This is a genomic window from Streptomyces sp. cmx-18-6 (genome assembly GCF_046548915.1).
Lineage (GTDB): Bacteria > Actinomycetota > Actinomycetes > Streptomycetales > Streptomycetaceae > Streptomyces.
Genome location: NZ_JAEBEP010000008.1, coordinates 154,406 through 171,762 on the forward strand (window position 1 = coordinate 154,406; position 17,357 = coordinate 171,762).

15 protein-coding genes are annotated in these 17,357 nt (G+C 72.3%); 4 read left to right on the top strand and 11 right to left on the bottom strand.

Annotated elements, in window-relative coordinates; genetic code table 11:
• Positions 1-108: 108 nt before the first annotated feature.
• Genes ACLJPL_RS20305 through ACLJPL_RS20320 form a run of 4 tightly spaced genes read right to left on the bottom strand, consistent with a single transcriptional unit; the run spans position 109 to position 4,863 of the window.
• Positions 109-822, bottom strand: a complete 714-nt coding sequence (locus ACLJPL_RS20305; protein WP_411082274.1) for a class II aldolase/adducin family protein — start codon at positions 820-822, stop codon at positions 109-111.
• Positions 819-1,862, bottom strand: coding sequence for an ABC transporter substrate-binding protein (locus ACLJPL_RS20310; protein WP_411082275.1), 1,044 nt, complete (start codon positions 1,860-1,862; stop codon positions 819-821). The genes ACLJPL_RS20305 and ACLJPL_RS20310 overlap by 4 nt, the downstream gene beginning before the upstream one ends.
• Complete coding sequence (locus ACLJPL_RS20315) at positions 1,859-3,097, bottom strand: LLM class flavin-dependent oxidoreductase (protein WP_411082276.1); 1,239 nt, start codon at positions 3,095-3,097, stop codon at positions 1,859-1,861. Before ACLJPL_RS20315 ends, ACLJPL_RS20310 begins: the two co-directional genes overlap by 4 nt.
• Complete coding sequence (locus ACLJPL_RS20320) at positions 3,094-4,863, bottom strand: GMC family oxidoreductase (RefSeq protein WP_411082277.1); 1,770 nt, start codon at positions 4,861-4,863, stop codon at positions 3,094-3,096. The genes ACLJPL_RS20315 and ACLJPL_RS20320 overlap by 4 nt, the downstream gene beginning before the upstream one ends.
• Before the next feature lie 194 nt (positions 4,864-5,057).
• Here ACLJPL_RS20320 and ACLJPL_RS20325 point away from each other — a divergent pair, with 194 nt between their 5' ends.
• The 4 genes from ACLJPL_RS20325 to rfbB all read left to right on the top strand — a co-directional run bounded on the left by ACLJPL_RS20325 (position 5,058) and on the right by rfbB (position 8,844).
• Positions 5,058-5,864, top strand: a complete 807-nt coding sequence (locus ACLJPL_RS20325; protein WP_411082278.1) for an IclR family transcriptional regulator — start codon at positions 5,058-5,060, stop codon at positions 5,862-5,864.
• Positions 5,865-6,010: 146 nt separating this feature from the next.
• The gene (locus ACLJPL_RS20330; RefSeq protein ID WP_411082279.1) at positions 6,011-6,568 is read left to right on the top strand and encodes an NADPH-dependent FMN reductase; all 558 of its coding nucleotides are present in this window, start codon (positions 6,011-6,013) and stop codon (positions 6,566-6,568) included.
• A 228-nt stretch (positions 6,569-6,796) separates the two neighbouring features.
• Positions 6,797-7,864: a glucose-1-phosphate thymidylyltransferase gene (locus ACLJPL_RS20335; protein WP_411082280.1), complete on the top strand. Its 1,068-nt coding sequence runs from the start codon at positions 6,797-6,799 to the stop codon at positions 7,862-7,864.
• On the top strand, positions 7,861-8,844 hold the full coding sequence (gene rfbB, locus ACLJPL_RS20340; RefSeq protein ID WP_411082281.1) for a dTDP-glucose 4,6-dehydratase: 984 nt from the start codon (positions 7,861-7,863) through the stop codon (positions 8,842-8,844). The genes ACLJPL_RS20335 and rfbB overlap by 4 nt, the downstream gene beginning before the upstream one ends.
• 86 nt (positions 8,845-8,930) lie before the next feature.
• Here the strand turns inward: rfbB and ACLJPL_RS20345 are convergent, their stop codons facing one another.
• From ACLJPL_RS20345 to ACLJPL_RS20375, 7 genes are all read right to left on the bottom strand, one after another.
• Positions 8,931-9,905 (bottom strand): ABC transporter permease, encoded by a 975-nt coding sequence (locus ACLJPL_RS20345; RefSeq protein WP_411082282.1) that lies wholly within the window; start codon positions 9,903-9,905, stop codon positions 8,931-8,933.
• Between the two features lie 4 nt (positions 9,906-9,909).
• Positions 9,910-10,941: an LLM class flavin-dependent oxidoreductase gene (locus tag ACLJPL_RS20350; protein WP_411082283.1), complete on the bottom strand. Its 1,032-nt coding sequence runs from the start codon at positions 10,939-10,941 to the stop codon at positions 9,910-9,912.
• Positions 10,938-12,122, bottom strand: a complete 1,185-nt coding sequence (locus ACLJPL_RS20355; RefSeq protein ID WP_411082284.1) for a macrolide family glycosyltransferase — start codon at positions 12,120-12,122, stop codon at positions 10,938-10,940. The genes ACLJPL_RS20350 and ACLJPL_RS20355 overlap by 4 nt, the downstream gene beginning before the upstream one ends.
• Before the next feature lie 40 nt (positions 12,123-12,162).
• On the bottom strand, positions 12,163-12,579 hold the full coding sequence (locus tag ACLJPL_RS20360; RefSeq protein WP_411082285.1) for a PPOX class F420-dependent oxidoreductase: 417 nt from the start codon (positions 12,577-12,579) through the stop codon (positions 12,163-12,165).
• A 77-nt stretch (positions 12,580-12,656) separates the two neighbouring features.
• On the bottom strand, positions 12,657-14,270 hold the full coding sequence (locus tag ACLJPL_RS20365; protein WP_411082286.1) for an ABC transporter substrate-binding protein: 1,614 nt from the start codon (positions 14,268-14,270) through the stop codon (positions 12,657-12,659).
• A 214-nt stretch (positions 14,271-14,484) separates the two neighbouring features.
• Positions 14,485-16,260, bottom strand: coding sequence for a dipeptide ABC transporter ATP-binding protein (locus ACLJPL_RS20370; protein ID WP_411082287.1), 1,776 nt, complete (start codon positions 16,258-16,260; stop codon positions 14,485-14,487).
• Positions 16,257-17,225 carry an ABC transporter permease gene (locus ACLJPL_RS20375; RefSeq protein ID WP_411082288.1) on the bottom strand — a complete coding sequence of 323 codons (969 nt, stop codon included), beginning with the start codon at positions 17,223-17,225 and terminating at the stop codon, positions 16,257-16,259. Before ACLJPL_RS20375 ends, ACLJPL_RS20370 begins: the two co-directional genes overlap by 4 nt.
• Between the last annotated feature and the right edge of the window lie 132 nt (positions 17,226-17,357).

Sequence of the window (17,357 nt, forward strand, 5' to 3'; positions counted from 1 at the left end):
TGGGGGCGCGGGCGTCCCGGCGCGCGACCCGCCGCGCCTCTGGTCCGGTGGTCCGGGCGAGGGCGGGCGTCCGGACAGGAGGCGGGCGGGGGCAGAGGGGCGGGCGGGTCAGTCCCCCGCCGCGTCGAGTTCGGCGATCCGCGCCTGGGCCCTGGGGCTGTCGGCGCGTCCCATGGCGGTCCACTGCTGGGCCAGTACGCCCGGGCCGTAGTTCTTCGATCCGCCGATGCCCTCGGCCAGCGTCTGGGCGCGGGCGCCCTCCTCGATCAGGAGGATCGTGCGGGCGAGGTCCAGCAGCCCGCCGCGGCCCCAGATGGTGGCCCCGCCGTTGGCCTCCAGGATTCCCGGCACCTCGGGGTCCTCGTCCAGCACCCGCACGATGAAGGCGTCCTCCGCCTCGCGGCGGTCGAGGTAGACCGGCAGTTCGTCGGCGAGGGTGTCGCGCTGGACCGGTACGTAGCGGATCGGCAGCGGCCGGTGGGTCTGGCCCCAGGCCGCGAGATACGGGGTGTGGACGTGCGAGATCGCGTTGAGCCACGGGTGGGCCGCGAACACCGCCGCGTACCGCAGTCCGTCGCCCCACGGACGCAGCGCGTCCGGGCCGTCGAGGATGGAGGTGAGCACCACCTCCGGCGAGGCGCCGGGGCGCAGCGGGTCCGGGTGCTTCACCGCGGCGACCAGCTGCCCGCCCGGCGCGCGCACCACGAAGCTCAGCGTCGCACTGGCCGTGGTGGTCCCGGTCTCCCGGAGTACCTGGAACGCGGTGGTGGCGTCGTCGAGCAGGGTGGCCGTGAACGCGTCGACGTCGAGGCCGGCGCTCATCGGGCGGCCACCAGGGCGCGCGCGGCCCGGAGCGGCTCGTGAGCCACCCACGTATCAAGTGGGAAGTCGGTGGCGAGGAATGAGTGGGACACAAGGAACTCCTTCTGTTGGCCGAGCAGGGTGAGCCGGTCGTCGGACAGGTCGGGGTGGAGGCGGCGGTAAAAGTCGCCGCGGTGGGCCGCCGCGACCGACTCCGGGGTGCCGCCGGTCTCGCCGTGCAGGATCCGCAGCAGCTCCTGCTGGTGGTGCGCGGCCCAGTCGGCGGCCCGCAGCGTCTCGGCCAGGAACCGCACCACGAGGCCGGGGTGGTCGGCGAGGGTCCGTTCGTGGACGGTGATCGGGCGGGGCGTGCCGTTGTTGACCCGGCTGCCCGGGTCGTCCTGGTCGTCGAGGTCGATGCCGATGACCGCGCCGGTCCGGGCGGCGTGGGCGAGAGCGGCGGCTCCCTTGGCGTAGACGGCGTCGACCTCGCCGCGCCGGAGGGCTTCGATGCCGGTCCAGGGGTGGGGCAGGACGCCGTTGACGGTCCAGCCGGGGTGTGCGTCCCGGGCGTCGGGGACCTCGCGGAAGTCGACGCTGTCGAGCCCGAGTCCGGCGAGTGCCAGCGCTCCCCGGAATCCCTGGAGCGCCATGGCGCGCATGACGCCCGCGCCCGGGTCCGGGCCGTGGACGGGCAGGGCGGCCACCCGTCCCGCGAGGGCCTTTGGGGAGTCGATGCCCGATCCGGGACGCACCAGGATCACCTGGCGCTCCTCGATCCAGGTCAGACCGATGAGCCGGGTCGGCGCGCCCGCGGCCCGGGCGGCGAGGGCCGGGATGCTGCCTCCTTCGCGGAAGAGGCCGGGCAGTTCGTGGTCGAGGTGGTGCCGGGCCAGTTCCGGCGCGCCGTCCTGGAGGAGGGCGACGGTGATGCCCTCGGGGGCGAACGCCGCGTCGAGCAGGCCCAGTCGGTGGGCGAGGCCGCTCGCGGTGGGGACGGGGCACCGGGTGAGCCGGATGGTGTCGATGGCCGGCACCGCCCGGGGACGCGCGCCCGTCATCGGGGGCCGGCTCCTCGGGCCGCCACGGCGGCGGGGCGGCTCTCGGGGCCCCGGGCCTCGGGGAAGACGCCGAGCAGTTCCTCGTACCCCTCCGGCTGGAACGGCGGGATCTCGAACTCGTGGTCGACGTCGAGGAGCGGCAGTACGTCCCGTCCGAAGCGCAGCGCCTCGGAGGCGAGCGGCCATCCCGAGAGGATGAAGGACTCGGCGCCGTGTGCGGCGTACTCCTGAATGCGCTCGGCGACCTGGGCCGGTGTGCCGACCAGCCAGGTCCCGGCCCCGGGCCCGAGGAAGTCGAACCCGAAGGTGCTCGGCCCGAGCCAGACGTTGGGGTGTACGACGAGGTCCTCGACCTCGGGCAGCCGGCCGGCGCGCAGTGCGTCGACGCAGCGCCGCACCCGGGGGTCGTCCGTCTCGACCTCCTTGTCCAGCCAGCCGGGGCCCAGTTTGTACGAGGCGAGTTCCACGGCCTTGGCGTGGGAGGTCTGCTCCAGGAGCCACCGGGCGTGGGCCCATGCCTCCTCCTCCGTGTCGCGGACGACGACCTGGAGCCGGGTGCCGTATCCGAGGGTGCGTCCGTGTCTGGCGGCGACCGAGGCGACCTGCTGGAACTTCGCTCCGAGCCGGTCCGGCAGGTCGGCGAAGCTGAGGTAGAAGTCCACCGTCTTCGCCGCGTGTTCGACCCCCGCCTCCGACGCTCCGGCGCCCCACAGCGGGATGCGGGACTGGACGGCCTCGGGGAAGAAGGTGAGCGGGATGTCGAAGGTGCGGGGGGCGAGCCGGATGTGCTTGCCCTCGTACCCCTCCTTGGTGCTGGACCAGCGGAGGGCGAACGCCTCCCAGTACTCGGAGCTGTAGGAGTAGCGCTCGTCGTGCGGGAGGAACATGCCGTACTCCGGCAGCCAGGAGTCATGCCCGTTGACGACGTTGAAGAGCAGCCGGCCCTCGCTGAAGTTGTCGATGGCCAGGGCGATGTCGACGAGCTTCGCCGGCGAGATCAGCCCCGGGTAGAGGGCCACCAGGAAGCGCATCCGCCGGGTGAGCGGGGTCAGGGCCGAGGCGAGGGCGAGCGGCTCGTGCGGGCCGGTCGGCAGGAGCGCGCCGTAGAGCCCCACCCGGTCGATCACCTCGGCGGCGGCCCGCAGCCGGGGCAGGTCGTTGCGCCAGACGCCGTGCTCCTCCCACGGGACCGGGCCGTCCGCGGACTGGAGGTACCAGAGGATCTTCACCGTCATGGCTGCTGCCCCTTCGCGTGCTCGGTGTGCTGGGTGCGTGTGGTCTGCTGGGGGTGCTCAGTGCGTGTGGCGTGCTCGGTGCGTGTGGCGTGCTCGGTGCGTGTGGGGTGCTCGGTGCGTGTGGGTTGCTGGGTGTGCGCGGCGTGCGAGGTGCGTGTGGTGTGCGCGGTGTGCTCGGCGCTCTCCGCACGTCCGGTCCCGGTGCGCGGGGCGCCGCTGTTCCGGTCGGGCCATGAGCGGCGTACGAGTGCCGCCGCGCGCTCGGCGACGTAGGCCGTGGGGGCCATGGTGTGACCGCGGTTGAGTACGGGGATCGCCGAGGCGTCGACCACGCGCAGCCCGGTGACGCCGCGGACGCGCAGCTCGGCGTCGAGCACGGCGTGCGGGTCGTGGTCGGGTCCGAAGCGGGCGGTTCCGGCCGGGTGGAACATGCCTCCTGCCGTACGCCGGATGTGGGCGTCCAGTTCCTCGTCGGCGGCGGTGTCGGCTGGACCGGGCCCGGCGGGTCCGCCCGCGTAGGGGGCCAGGGACGGTGCGGTCAGAAGGCGGCGGGCGAGCCGCACGCCGGCGCGGAGGACGGCGAGGTCCTCGCCCCCGGGGTCGCTCAGATAGCCGGGGTCGATGAGTGGCGGCGCGAGCGGGTCGGTGCTGGCGAGGCGTACGGTCCCCCTGCTGCGCGGCTGGAGCGCGACCACGCCGTACGTGATCCCGGACGCCTCGCCCGGCGACGCGCCCCGGCCGGGCGCGAACACGATCTCGACGTCCGGCGCCCCCGCACCGGGGCGGCTCCGGGCGAACACCACCACACCGGCGGTGTCCGCCGGGGGTTCGGTCCGCCGCGCCGGCCCGGCGTCGGCGGGCGGCGGGGCGTGCACCGCGCCGCCGACGCAGATGTGGTCGTGCAGATCGCGTCCCACGCCCGGCAGTTCGGCGACGACGGTGATCCCGAGCCGCTCCAGGTCCGGTGCGGGGCCGATGCCCGAGAGCAGCAGGAGCTGCGGGGAGCGTACGGCTCCGGCGGCGAGGAGCACCTCGCGGCGGGCGGTCGCGGTGACGGGCGGGCCGCCGTCCTGGCGGTAGACGACTCCGGTGGCCCGGCCGTCCTCGACGACGATCCGGGTGACATGCGCCCCGGTGACGATCCGCAGGTTGTCCCGGGTCCGCGCGGGGCCGAGGAACGCGTCCGCGAAGGTGACGCGACGCCCGTCCCGCACCGTGCGGCGCAGGGGCTCGACGCGTTGGGGGCGGGCCCCGCCGACTGCCGCGCGGGACGGGCCGAGTGTGTGGGCGGCGGCGGACAGCGCGTCGTTCAGGGGGTGTTCGCCCGCGGTGCGGACCGGCAGCGGGCCGCCCCCGCCGGCTCCCCGGTCACCGTCCTCCAGCCGGTCGAAGGAGGCCCGGGCGCTCTCCCAGGTCCAGTCCTCGCCGTAGTCGCTCCAGGCGTCGTAGTCGGCGGGGTGGCCGGGGACCCACAGTGCGGCGTTGAGGGCGGACGAACCGCCGAGCGCGCGGCCGGCGGGCCAGTGGACGGTGCGTCGGCCGAGTGCGTGCTGGGGAACGGTGTCGTCGGACCAGTCCGCGTCCGAGCCCAGCAGCTCACCGCCGCGTAACGGGTCGCGGGTCTGCGGGGAGTCGGGGAGTTCCCTGCCGGCTTCGAGCAACAGCACGGTGGTGTCGGGGAGTTCGGAGAGCCGGGCGGCGACGATCGAGCCGGCGACCCCCGCGCCCACGACCAGGAAGTCGTACGGGGGTGGGGCGTCAGGCATGGCGGGCGCCCCTGGGGGGCACTGCCGCGGCCTCGGTGTGCGTCATGCCGTCAGGCTCGACCAGCCGCGAGGAGCTTGTCAAATAGTGAAGGCACATTTCATATAGCGGCAACCTTTGGCATGATGGGCCGACGACGGCAGCACCCCCACTCCCGTCCGGTCCACGCGGACGGCTGAAGGACAGGACTTCCCGCATGGCACGACAGGACGCCCCGGACCCCGCACCCGGCCGGGCGCCCGGCGCACAGACGGTGGAGCGGGCCTTCGAGGTCCTCCAATGCCTCAGGACCGCACCGGGCCCCGTGGGCGTGTCCGACATCGCCCGGAGCCTCGACCTGAACGTCAGCAGCGTCTACCGGATGGCCAGGGCGCTGGAGAAGGCCGGGTTCCTCGAACAGGATCCGGCGACCCGGCGTTACCGGCTGGGCAGCGCGATCGCGGGACTCAACCGCGTACTGCACCACCAGCGCCGCTTCGATCTGGCGCGGCCGGAACTGCGGCGGCTGGCCCGGGAGACGTCCGGCTCCGCCGTCCTCGCCCTGCGCGACCGCGACGAGGTGCTGGTGGTCAGCGACCTCCCCGTCGCCGAGGCGCCCGACGACTGGTCCACCCGGGTCGCCAACTCGGTGCCGCTGCACGCGTCGGCGTTCGGCAAGGCCCTCCTGGCGTGGCCGGGCACGGCGGACGCCGAGCTGGACTCGCTCGCCCCGCTCGAACGGTTCACGGAGCGCACGATCACCTCGCCTCAGCGGCTGCGCGAGGAGCTGGCGGCCTCCCGGGAGCGCGGCTACGCCGTCTCCAACAGGGAGCTGTACCCGATGCAGTTGACCGTCGCGGTGCCGATCCTCGGCCAGGACGGCGGAAGCTATCTCGCTCTCGGCGTGGGCACGACGTGGAGCCGGGCCGCCGCCGCCCGGACGAGGTCCCTGGCCCGGCAGGTCCAGGACAGCGCACACCGGCTCCGCCCGCTGCTGGTCCCCGACTCCCCCGGCGGGTGGTGAAGGGGCCCGGGGAGCACCGTTCGGCCAAGTCCCGGACGGGTGCGATCACTTCAGTCCCATGAACAGATCCCGAAGGCAGTTGACGCATCACCTCGGTTCCCACACTCTTGAGTTGATACATCAACCCATAGGGATGGGGAGCAGTCATGCCCAAACTTGCCGTGATCGTCGGAAGCGTCCGCCCGGGCCGGGTCACCCGGGAGGTGGCCGAGTGGGTGCACACGGTCGCGTCCAAGCGTCCGGAGGCCGACTACGAGCTGGTCGACCTCGCGGACTTCGAGCTGCCGGCCTACGACGAAGCGCTGCCGCCGCAGTACGGGCAGTACGAGCAGGCGCACACCAAGCGCTGGGCGGCGAAGATCGCCGAGTTCGACGGCTTCGTCTTCGTCACGCCGGAGTACAACCACAGCGCCCCCGCGGCGCTCAAGAACGCGCTCGACTACATCTACGGCGAGTGGAACAACAAGGCCGCGGGCTTCGTCAGCATCGGTGGCGCGGGCGGCGTGCGCGCGGTGGAGCACCTTCGGCAGATCGCCGCCGAGCTCCAGCTCGCGACCGTGCAGGCGCAGCTTCCGCTGCCCGTCTCGGTCGACTTCCCGAACTACCCCGCCTTCGCCCCGTCCGAGACCCGTGAGGAGGAGCTGGGCCGGGTGCTGGACCAGCTGGAGAAGTGGGCCGGCGCGCTGAAGACGCTCCGCGGCTGACACTCCGGCACACGCCGCACCGCCTCAGCACCGTCGTCCCCTCCCGCGCCCGGCGCGGGAGGGGACTTCGCGTCGTGCCCGGCGGGGGAAAGGGTTCAGGGCGCGCTCGGCCGCAGGGGTCTCGGGAGCACGCCCGACCACCGGGGATTCGAAGCACGCTCGGCCGTAGGGGTTTCCGAAGCACGCTCAGGGGACGCACCGGCGCTATTGCCGTGAACCATGGGAAGCATGAAATCATTGGTCCTCGCCGGTGGTTCCGGCACCCGTCTGCGTCCGATCACCCACACCTCGGCGAAACAGCTGGTTCCGGTGGGCAACAAACCCGTTCTCTTCTACGGGCTCGAAGCCATCGCGGCCACCGGCATCACCGAGGTGGGAATCGTCGTGGGCGACACGGCGGACGAGATCGAGAAAGCGGTCGGCGACGGTTCGCAATTCGGCGTCGAGGTCACGTACATCCGGCAGGAGTCCCCGTTGGGGCTCGCCCACGCTGTTCTCATCGCCCGCGATTTCCTGGGCGACGACGATTTCCTCATGTATCTGGGTGACAACTTCATCGTCGGCGGGATAGCCGACGTCGTCGACGAGTTCCGCAGGGACCGGCCCGACGCGCAGGTGCTGCTCACCCAGGTCCCCGACCCCTCCCGGTTCGGCGTGGCGGAGCTGGACGCCGCCGGGCAGGTGCTGAAGCTGGAGGAGAAGCCGCGGCGGCCCAAGAGCGACCTGGCGCTCGTCGGCGTCTATCTGTTCACCCCGGCGGTCCATCGGGCGGTACGGGCGATCAAGGCGTCCTGGCGCGGTGAGCTGGAGATCACCGACGCCATCCAGTGGCTCATCGACGAACGGCTGCGGGTGCGGTCGACGACGATCACGGGCTACTGGAAGGACACCGGGAACGTCGAGGACATGCTGGAGGCGAACCGCAGCGTCCTGGAGAACCTGGTCCCCGGCGTCGAGGGCGAGATCGACGAGGCGACCCAGATCATCGGCCGGGTGCGGATCGAGGCCGGCGCGGTGGTCCGCGGGTCCCGGATCGTCGGTCCGGCCGTGGTGGGCACGGGGACGGTGATCGTCGACTCCTACCTGGGCCCGTTCACCTCGATCTCCGACAACTGCCGCATCGAGGACAGCGAGATCGAGTACTCGATCATCCTGGCCGACTCCTCGATCAGGGGCGTCCACCGCGTGGAGGCGTCCCTCGTCGGCCGTTCGGTCGAGGTCACCCCGGCTCCCCGGATCCGCGCCGCCCACCGGCTGGTGCTCGGCGACTACAGCAAGGTGCAGATCTCCTCATGACGACCAAGGTCCTGGTGACGGGCGGCGCCGGATTCATCGGCTCCCACCATGTACGCACCCTCCTGGGTCCCGAAGGGCCGGGCGGGCTCGCGGTCACCGTGCTCGACGCCCTCACCTACGCGGGCAACACCGCCAATCTGGACGCGGTCCGGGACCATCCCGGCTTCCGCTTCGTCCACGGCGACATCCGCGACGGGGCGCTCGTGGACCGGCTGGTCGCGGAGCACGACCAGGTGGTGCACTTCGCCGCCGAGTCCCACGTCGACCGCTCCATCGACAGCGCGGCCGAATTCGTCTCCACGAACGTGCTGGGGACCCAGACGCTCCTGGACGCCGCCCTGCGCGGCGGGCTGGACAGGTTCGTCCACATCTCCACCGACGAGGTGTACGGCTCGGCCACGGAGGGCTCCTGGCCCGAGACCGATCCGCTGCGGCCCAACTCGCCCTACGCGGCGTCCAAGGCGGCCGCCGAGATGCTCGCCCTCGCCTGCCACCGTACGCACGGTCTGGATGTGCGGGTGACGCGCTGCTCCAACAACTTCGGCCCGTTCCACCACCCCGAGAAGATCATCCCGCTCTTCGTCACCAACCTCCTGGAGGGCCTGCCGGTGCCGCTGTACGGGGACGGCCTCCACATCAGGGACTGGCTGCACGTCGACGACCACGTACAGGGCATCGAGCTGGTCCGCACCCAGGGGCGTCCCGGTGCCGTCTACAACATCGGCGGCGGCACGGAGCTCACCAACAAGGACCTCACCGGACGGCTGCTGGCGGCCTGCGGGGCCGGCTGGGACCGCGTCGAGCACGTCGAGGACCGCAAGGGCCACGACCGGCGGTACTCGGTGGACTGCACCCTGATCCGCGAGGAGCTGGGGTACGAGCCCCGCCACGGTTTCGACGCCGCGCTGGCCGAGACGGTCGCCTGGTTCCGGGACAACCGTGCCTGGTGGGAGCCGCTGAGGAAACGGCCGGCGCCATGACCGCGCGCGGCACGCGGGCCCCTGTCCGGTGACCGGACAGGGGCCCGCGTGTGCTGCCGCCGCCCGGGAAGCGGCGGCTGTCCGGCCTACACGGTGGCGCCGACCGCGGCGGGGGCCGTGGGACGCGGGCGTCGTCCCTCACGGGCGATCCGCGGGTCGATGACCGGATAGAGGAGGTCCACCAGCAGGTTGACCACGGCGAACACGGTGGCGCCGAGCAGGACCAGGCCCTGCACCAGCGGCAGGTCCTGTCCGCTGACCGCCTGCGTGGTGAGCCGGCCGAGGCCGTCGCGCGAGAACACCGTCTCCACGACCACGGACCCGGACAGCATCCCGCCCACCAGCAGCCCGACCATCGTCAGCGCGGGCAGGACGGCGTTGCGCAGCGCGTGCCGCACATGGACGACGGGCCGCCGCACGCCCTTCGCCCGCGCCGTCTCCACGTACCCCTCCAGCAGCTCCGACTGCAGGCTCTTGCTGAGGAGCTGGGCGATGAGGGCCCCGGCCGGCAGCGCCAGGGTGAGTGCGGGCAGGACCATGCTCTCGATCCCCTCGTTGCCGATCGCCGGGAAGACGTGCCACCGGAAGGAGAACTGCTGAAGGAGCAGCAGACCCACCCAGTACGAGGGCAGCGACACACCGAGCGGCGGCAGGCTCATCAGCATCTGCTGGAGCCAGCGCCACCGCACCAGGGAGGCGCCCACGGCGAGTGCCGTGCCGAGCAGGAGGCCGAGCCCCAGGCCCGCGCCGGTGATCTGCGCGGTCTGGGGCAGGGCCTCGCCCATGAGGTGGGAGACCTCCTCGCGGCTCTGGATCGACCGGCCGAGATCGCCTTGAAGGAGGGCGCCGAGCCGGCTGACGTACTGCTCGGTCACCGGCCGGTCGAGACCGAGGTCGGCGCGCATCGCGTCGAGTTCGGCGGGGGTCAGACTGGAGTTGGGTCCGGCCATCACCGCGACCGGGTCGCTGGGCAGGGCGAACAGCACCACGAAGGAGATCGTGAAGGCCGCCCAGATCACGAAGACGGCCTGGCCGGCCCGTGACAGCAGATAGCGCGCCATCGGTTCAGCTGCTCCCGTCCAGCGGCCTGCTCGGGAGCTCGCGACGGAGCACCGGGGCGATCTCGTCGAAGAAGAGCTCCAGCGTGGCGTCGTACTGGGCACGGCTGAGGACTTCGCCGTCGACGTGCACATGGAGCAGTTCGTGGCCGAACTGCTGGTGCTGGCCGATGACCTTCTCGATGATCTGCTGCGGGCTGCCGACCAGGACCGAGCTGTGCTCGATCCAGTCCTCGACGGTGTCGTATCTGATCGAGCCGCCGTCGAAGGTGCGGTTGACGGCGAGTCTCGCCTCGAACACCGGGCGGTAGGCGGCGACGGCCTCCTGGGAGGTGCGTGCTCCGAAGTAGCCGGCGGTGCCCGCGCCCACGAGGGCCCCGCGGGGGTCGTGCCCGTGGGCGGCGTAGCGCTCGCGGTAGTGGTGGATCAGCTTGGCGTAGCGGTCGATGGGACCGCTGCCGTTGGAGGAGAAGAGCGGGTCGCCGTGCTGGGCGGCGAAGTCGGCGGAGCCGGTGCTGCTGCCGCTGCCGTGCCAGATGCGGATGTTCTTCTGGTAGGGCCGCGGCAGCGGTTCGGCGTTCTCCAGGGAGCGGCCGAGGCGGCCCTCCCAGGTGACGTCGTCCTCGGCCCACAGCCGGCGGAACAGCGCGTAGTTCTCCTGGAGCAGGTCCCACTGGTTCTCCGGGGTGACCCCGAAGAGCTTGCTGGAGCGGGGGTAGGCGCCCTTGGCGACGATGAGGTCGAGCCGGCCGCCGGAGAGGTTGTCGAGCGTGGAGTAGTCCTCGAAGGCCCTCAGCGGGTCGAGCATGCCGAGCGTCGTCACCGCGGTGAACAGCCGGATCTTCGAGGTCCGCGCGGCGATGTTGCTGAGGAGGACCGGCGGGGACGACGACACGGCGGGGCGGTCGTGGCGCTCCCCGATCCCGTAGGCGTCGAAGCCCAGCTCCTCGGCGAGTACCGCGTAGTCGACGAGTTCCCTGAGCTGGAGCTCGTCCGGCTTGTCCTGGCGTGGCAGATGAGGGAGGAGAAGAAATTTCATCGCTGTTCCCGCTTGAGGTAGTTCTCGATCTCGTCGGCCGCGAGCGCGGGCCCGCCCGACGCGTTGGTGTGTTCCTGGAGCTCCTGCACCCGCCGGGCGACCTCCTCGTCGCCCGCCACCGTGAGCACGGCCTCGCGCAGCGCCTCTGCCTGAAGGTTCTCGGGCCGGACGACGGCGCCGATGCCCAGGTCGGTGACGCGCTCCGCGTAGGGCAGGACGTCGACGCCCTGCGGCACGACGACGACGGGCGTCCCGGTGTGGAGCGCCTCGGAGAGGCTGCCGGTGCCGCCGTGCGTGACGAACGCGGCGGCGTGTTCCAGGACCTTCACATGGCGTATCCAGCGGTGGACCTCGACGTTGGGCGGCAGCGGTTCCAGCTCGGCCGGGTCCAGGCCGTTGCCCACCGAGATCACGGCGTGCAGGGGCTGGTCGCGGAAGGCGTCGACGGCGGTGCGGAAGAAGCCGAGGTGCTGGTTGTTGACGGTGCCGAGCGAGACGAGCACGGTCGGCAGGCCGTCCGCGGGCGGCTCCCAGTCGTCGAGGAAGCCCCGGTCCCCCAGGCTCGGCCCGATGAACACGAAGCGTTCGTCGAAGGTCTCGTACGCGGGCTGGAAGTGCCGGGGCACGAAGACGACGGTGAGTTCGTCGGGTACGCGCTCGGTCCACAGGAACTCCTGGACCCGGTCGGCGATCCCGTAGCTGTCGAGGAACGCGGTGATCTCGTCGACGGGGTCGGTGAGGGCGAACTCCGGGGCGAGCGCGAAGATCCGCTCGAAGTACGAGTAGTGCGCGTTGGACACCACACTCGGTGCGAGGTGCACGGCGGGGAGCCCCCAGACGTGGCGCAGGACGCGGCCGGCCTGGAAGGCGGCCTCGTCGAAGGCCACGAGGTCCGGGCGGTCGTCGCCGTAGTGCGCCTCGACGGCCCGCAGGATGGCGACGTTCTCGCGGAAGAACGCCTCGGTCGGGGTGATGGAGCTGTCGTTGGCCAGGCTCTCCAGCGGCTTCACCGAGGTGTACGCGAGCACCTCGGCGCCGGCTCCGCGCACCTTCTCGGCGAACTCCTCGATCGTCACGTAGGTGACGTGGTGGCCGCGGCCGACGAGTTCGGAGACCAGGGCCAGCTTGGGGAAGAGGTGTCCGTTGGACGGGATGTCGATGATCAGTACTCGTAGGGACATGGTGTCCTCCTTGGCGTCAGGAACAGCGTCAGGACCGGCGTCAGGACCGGGGGAAAGCGATGACCTTCTCGGGCACGACCCGCACGACGACCCGCACCAGCGCGTCCGGCGGGGCGTGGGTCTCGCCCAGGTATTTCAGGGCCAGTTCGTCGGACAGCGCCTGTGCGCCGTCCTCGGAGAGGTGCGCGGTCCCGCGCACCTCCACCGAGCTGTACGGGTTCGCCGCGTCGAACACCGAGACGCTGATCCTCGGGTCGCGCGCCAGGTTCCGGGCCTTGCCGCGCTCCAGAGGGGTCACGAAGAGCAGGGCGTCACCGTCCCGCTTCGCCCACACCACCGAGGACTGGGGGCTTCCGTCGGGGTTCACCGTGGACACGACCGGGAAGTTCCGGCCGTCGAAGAGCGCACGGGTTCGTTCGTCGAGCGTCACCGGCATGGCGATGATCGCCTCCTTCATCGGTCGTACGTCGTCGGTCGTTTCATCGGTCGTACCTCATCGGTCGTCCGGTACGGGCGGGAGCGGGACGGCGGCCGTCAGGAGAGCCAGACGGGCGTCAGCGGGTTCAGGCCGGCGCCCGCGCCCAGCGTGAGTCCGTGCACCTCCTTGCCGGTGGCGACGATGGTCGTCTGCTCGAACACCGGGAGGTAGACGACCTCTTCGACGATGCGCCGCTGGGCCTGGGCGAGGATCTTGTTCCGGGCCGCGGGGTCGCCGGTGGCGACCTGCTCCTGGAGGAGCGGCTCCAGCGTCGTGTCGTTGATCCGGTAGTAGTTCGGCGGCGCTCCGGAGAAGGAGGTGCGCAGCACGTCGCCGTCCGCCTGGGTGCCGTTGGTCCAGAAGAAGTCGTACTTCTCCTTCTTGAGGCCCTCGAGGATCTGGAGGCCGGTCTGCTGGAGCAGCTTCAGCTCGATGCCGTTCTTCGCGAGCTGGGCCTTGATCAGTTCCAGGGTCTTCTGGCTGGCGGTGTAGCCGGGGAACCAGCCGACGACGAGGGAGAGCTCCTTGCCGTCCTTGGCCCGTACCCCGTCACCGCTGCGGGTCCAGCCGGCGGCGTCCAGCAGGGCGCCCGCCTCGGCGGGGTCGTGCTTCACCACGGAGGCGAGGTCCGTGTATCCCGGGGTGGTGGAGGCGAGCACGCTGGTCGCGGGCTTGAACTCCGGGCTCAGCACGGCGTCGCGCACCTCGGTCCGGTCGACCGACAGGGCGATGGCCTGGCGGACGCGTACGTCGTCGAGCGGCTTGCGGGCCGAGATGGGCACCAGGCCCCAGACCAGCCCGGGGTTGGGGCGGGTGACGAGCTTCAGCCCGCTGTCGCGTACGGACGTGATGTCGCCCGGGGGTACGTCGCTGACGGCCTGGATCTGTCCCGACTGGAGGCTGCCGGTGCGCACGCTCGCCTCCGGCACCACCGTGAAGACCACCTTGTCGAGGTAGGCGTCCCCGCTGTGACGGATGCTGCCGGGCGACCAGTCGTACCCCTTGCGCTTGGAGAGGGTGACCTTGCCGGAGGCGAAGGTGTCCAGGACGAAGGGGCCGGAGCCGATCACCTTGTCGACGCGCTTGTCCCAGGGGAGTTCGAGCGTGGCGGGGGCGACGATGGAGAGCCCGGTCTGGGAGGCGGCGACGAGGAAGGGGGCGTTGGGCTTGCTGAAGGTGATCTTCACGGACGCCGGGTCGACGACCTCGGCGGAGGCGACCGCGCCGGCGACGGGGGCGATCGACGGGTTCACCTTCGCCTTGTTCGCGACCAGGTCGTCGAAGTTGGCCTTGACGACCTCGGCGGTCAGCGGGGTGCCGTCGGAGAAGGTGACGCCGTCGCGGAGGTGGAAGGTGAACTCGGTGGCGTCCTCGCTGATGTCCCAGGACTTGGCGAGCCACGGCACGATCTTGCCGGTCTCGGGGTCCTGGCTCACCAGCGAGTCGAAGAGCTGCCGGTTGACGTAGACGGCGCCCGTGTCGGTGAACGCGCGGGGGTTGGCGCTCTGCGGGGACTGCTGGAGGGCGAGGGTGAGGGTGCCGCCCTTCTTGGGGGTGCTGTTCGCGGCGTCGCCCGACGAGTCGTCCGAGCCTCCGCAGGCGGTGAGGAGGACGGTGAGGCTGGTCACCAGGACCAGCGCGGAGCGGAGTCTGCGTGCTCGGGGTTGCATGACGGGGTCGTCTCCTTGTGATGCTCTGATGCTCGAACGGTGCGAGGGGTGGTTCTGTGGTCGCGCGGCGGGAAGACCGGCGTGGGGAGCGGTCCGGGAGGTGACCGGTGTTCCCGCGCTCGACGGCGTACGCGGACGGGTCGTCCGGCGTCCGTGGCGTGGGGCGGACGGTCATGGGGTGTTCGGGGGCGGGCCGCGGGCGGCCGCCCGGTGTTCAGGGGCGGGCCGCGGACGGTGGTCCGGCCTGCCCGAGCTGCTCACGGCCGGGGATGGCCGCCAGCAGGGCTTCGGTGTACGGGTGGGCGGGACGGGCGAAGATCTGCTCGGTGGGCCCTTCCTCGACGAGGCGTCCCGCGCGCATGACGCCGACCCGGTGGGCGATCTGCCGCACCACGGCCAGGTCGTGCGAGATGAACAGACAGCTGAGTCCGAGCCGGGCCTGGAGCTCGGCGAGCAGGTCGAGGATCTGGGCCTGGACCGAGACGTCCAGTGCGGACACCGGCTCGTCGCAGACCACCAGGCCCGGGTCGAGTGCGAGGGCCCGGGCGATCGCCACGCGCTGGCGCTGGCCGCCCGAGAGCTCCGAGGGCCGGCGCTCCAGCACCGTGCCGGGCAGGGCGACGAGGTCGACCAGCTCGGCGGCCCGCTCCCGGCGCCGGCGGCGTGTCCCCAGACCGTACGCCGTCAGGGGGTCGGTGATGATCCGGCCGATCGTCATCCGGGGGTTGAGGGCCGCGTACGGGTTCTGGTGCACGATCTGCATCCGGCGGCGCAGCGCGCGCAGGTCCCGCCCGCGGTGGGCGGTGACGTCCGCGCCGTCGACGTACACCCGTCCCGAGGTCGGCTGGGTGAGCCGCAGCAGCAGGCGCGCCACGGTCGACTTGCCCGATCCCGACTCCCCTACCAGCGCGAACGTCTCGCCGCGCGGGACGGTCAGGCTGACGTCGTCGACGGCGCGCAGGACCGCGTGGTGGCCGGCGGCGCGCGGCAGCCGGTACTCCTTCGCCAGGTGCTCGGCGCTGATCTCCACCGGGCCCGCGGGCGCGGCCGTCCCGGCGGCGGGCTTCGGCGCCGCGTCCCGCTCCCGGACGCTCACGCCGGAGGGCGGGCGGCGGGGGCCGTGGCCGGGTGCGGCCGCCACGAGCGCCCGGGTGTAGGGGTGCGCCGGGGCGGTCACGACGCGCTCCGGCGGGCCGTCCTCGACGATCTCGCCCCGGGCCATCACCAGGACGCGGTCGCTGCGTTCGGCGGCGACGCCGAGGTCGTGCGTGATGAGCAGGACGCTGGTGCCCGCCGCACGGGTCAGTGACTGGATGTGGTCGAGGATCTGCCGTTGGACGATGACGTCGAGCGCGCTGGTCGGTTCGTCGGCGACGATCAGGCGCGGCTGTGCGGCGACGGCGATGGCGATGAGCACGCGCTGGCGCAGCCCGCCGGACAGCTCGTGCGGGAACTGTCCGGCCCGCCACCGCGGGTCGGGCACCCCCGCGTCGGCGAGCAGGTCGAGCACGGCGGCGGGCGCTCCGCGCCGGTCGGTGATGCCGTGGGTGATCAGCGTCTCGGCGACCTGCCGGCCGATGCGGTGGACGGGGTTGAGAGCGGTGCCGGGGTCCTGGGGGATCAGAGCGATCCCCCGGCCGCGCAGGCTCCGCAGGCGTCGTTCGCCGAGCCGGGTCAGGTCCTGGCCGGCGAAGTCGATGCTGCCTCCGGCCAGTTCGGCGGAGGGCGGCAGGAGGCCGAGGACGGCGTGCGCGGTCGTGGACTTGCCGGAGCCGGACTCACCGACGACGGCGACGGTCTCGCCGGGGGCGACGGCGAAGCTGACGGACCGTACGGCGTCGACGACGCCGCGGCGCAGCCGGTAGCGCACGGCGAGTTCGCGGACGTCGAGCAGCGGTGCGGTCGCGGAGCCGGAGCCGGAGCCGGGGCCGGAGCCGAAGCCGGGGCCGGGGAGCGTCGCCTCGGGTCCGGGGACGGTCGCGGAGCTCATCGGGCCGCCCTCGGGTCGTTGTCGAGGGCGCGCGCCACCCGGTTGGACGCCACCACGGTCGCGGCGACGGCGAGGCCGGGGAAGGTGGTCAGCCACCAGGCGACCCGCAGGGAGTCGCGCCCCTCCGAGACCAGCGCGCCCCACTCGGGGGTCGGGGGCTGGACGCCGTAGCCGAGGAAGCTGAGCGCGGACACCGCGAGGATCGCGGTGCCGAACTCCAGGGCCGCCAGGGCCCAGACCGGGCCCAGGGTGTTCGGCAGCACATGGCGTGCCAGGACGCGCGGCCACCGTGCCCCGCCGGAGTGCGCCGCCTCCACGTACAGGCTCTCGCGGACCTTGAGGACTTCGGCGCGCATGATGCGGGTGCAGGTGGCGATGCTCGTCAGACCGACCGCGATCGCCGCGTTCCGGATGCCGGGTCCCAGGGCCACGATCAGCACCAGGGACAGGAGCAGGCCGGGGATCGACAGCAGCATGTCCACGATTCTCATGATCACCATGTCGGCGCCGCCCCGGAGGAACCCGGCCAGCAGGCCGAGCACCGTTCCGGCGGTCAGTCCGATGACCGTCGCGATCAGGGCGGCCAGGAGGGACGCCCCGGTGCCGTGGACCAGCCGGGTGAAGAGGTCCCGGCCGAGCTGGTCGGTCCCCAGCAGGTGTTCCGCGGAGGGGCCGAGCAGCCGGTCCGGGGTGTCCACCGCCAGCGGGTCCCGCGAGGTGAAGAGCTCCGGGGCGAGTGCGGCGGTCACCACGATCAGCAGCCAGAGCACCGCCACCGCCGGTCCCGGCCGGACGGCGGCCGGCCACCGGAAGCCGGGGCGGAGCCGCGGCCGGGACTTCGGGGGCCCGTCACCGGATGCCTCCCGCGCCTCGGCGGGTCCGGCCGGTGAAGTCCCCGGGGCGCCGGCCCGGTCGGTATCCGGCCCTTTCACCGCGCTCGGCGGGGAGTCGGGTAGCAATCTCACGGCCTCTCCAGATGTGCGGACTGTCGTTCACAGTTCCGCGCCCGGCAGCTCAGAAGGCCGCGCATGGTGATTCGCAGGAACTCTTTGTGGATAGGACTGTGCCGGGGAATCGGCATAACGGCCCCCCTGCAC

Coding starts and splice junctions, on each gene's coding strand:
- ACLJPL_RS20370 (WP_411082287.1), bottom strand. CDS start 16,260: ATGAGCTCCGCGACCGTCCCCGGACCCGAGGCGACGCTCCCCGGCCCC.
- ACLJPL_RS20365 (WP_411082286.1), bottom strand. CDS start 14,270: ATGCAACCCCGAGCACGCAGACTCCGCTCCGCGCTGGTCCTGGTGACC.
- ACLJPL_RS20325 (WP_411082278.1), top strand. CDS start 5,058: ATGGCACGACAGGACGCCCCGGACCCCGCACCCGGCCGGGCGCCCGGC.
- ACLJPL_RS20320 (WP_411082277.1), bottom strand. CDS start 4,863: ATGCCTGACGCCCCACCCCCGTACGACTTCCTGGTCGTGGGCGCGGGG.
- ACLJPL_RS20350 (WP_411082283.1), bottom strand. CDS start 10,941: ATGAAATTTCTTCTCCTCCCTCATCTGCCACGCCAGGACAAGCCGGAC.
- ACLJPL_RS20345 (WP_411082282.1), bottom strand. CDS start 9,905: ATGGCGCGCTATCTGCTGTCACGGGCCGGCCAGGCCGTCTTCGTGATC.
- ACLJPL_RS20355 (WP_411082284.1), bottom strand. CDS start 12,122: ATGTCCCTACGAGTACTGATCATCGACATCCCGTCCAACGGACACCTC.
- rfbB (WP_411082281.1), top strand. CDS start 7,861: ATGACGACCAAGGTCCTGGTGACGGGCGGCGCCGGATTCATCGGCTCC.
- ACLJPL_RS20310 (WP_411082275.1), bottom strand. CDS start 1,862: ATGACGGGCGCGCGTCCCCGGGCGGTGCCGGCCATCGACACCATCCGG.
- ACLJPL_RS20335 (WP_411082280.1), top strand. CDS start 6,797: ATGAAATCATTGGTCCTCGCCGGTGGTTCCGGCACCCGTCTGCGTCCG.
- ACLJPL_RS20360 (WP_411082285.1), bottom strand. CDS start 12,579: ATGAAGGAGGCGATCATCGCCATGCCGGTGACGCTCGACGAACGAACC.
- ACLJPL_RS20330 (WP_411082279.1), top strand. CDS start 6,011: ATGCCCAAACTTGCCGTGATCGTCGGAAGCGTCCGCCCGGGCCGGGTC.
- ACLJPL_RS20305 (WP_411082274.1), bottom strand. CDS start 822: ATGAGCGCCGGCCTCGACGTCGACGCGTTCACGGCCACCCTGCTCGAC.
- ACLJPL_RS20315 (WP_411082276.1), bottom strand. CDS start 3,097: ATGACGGTGAAGATCCTCTGGTACCTCCAGTCCGCGGACGGCCCGGTC.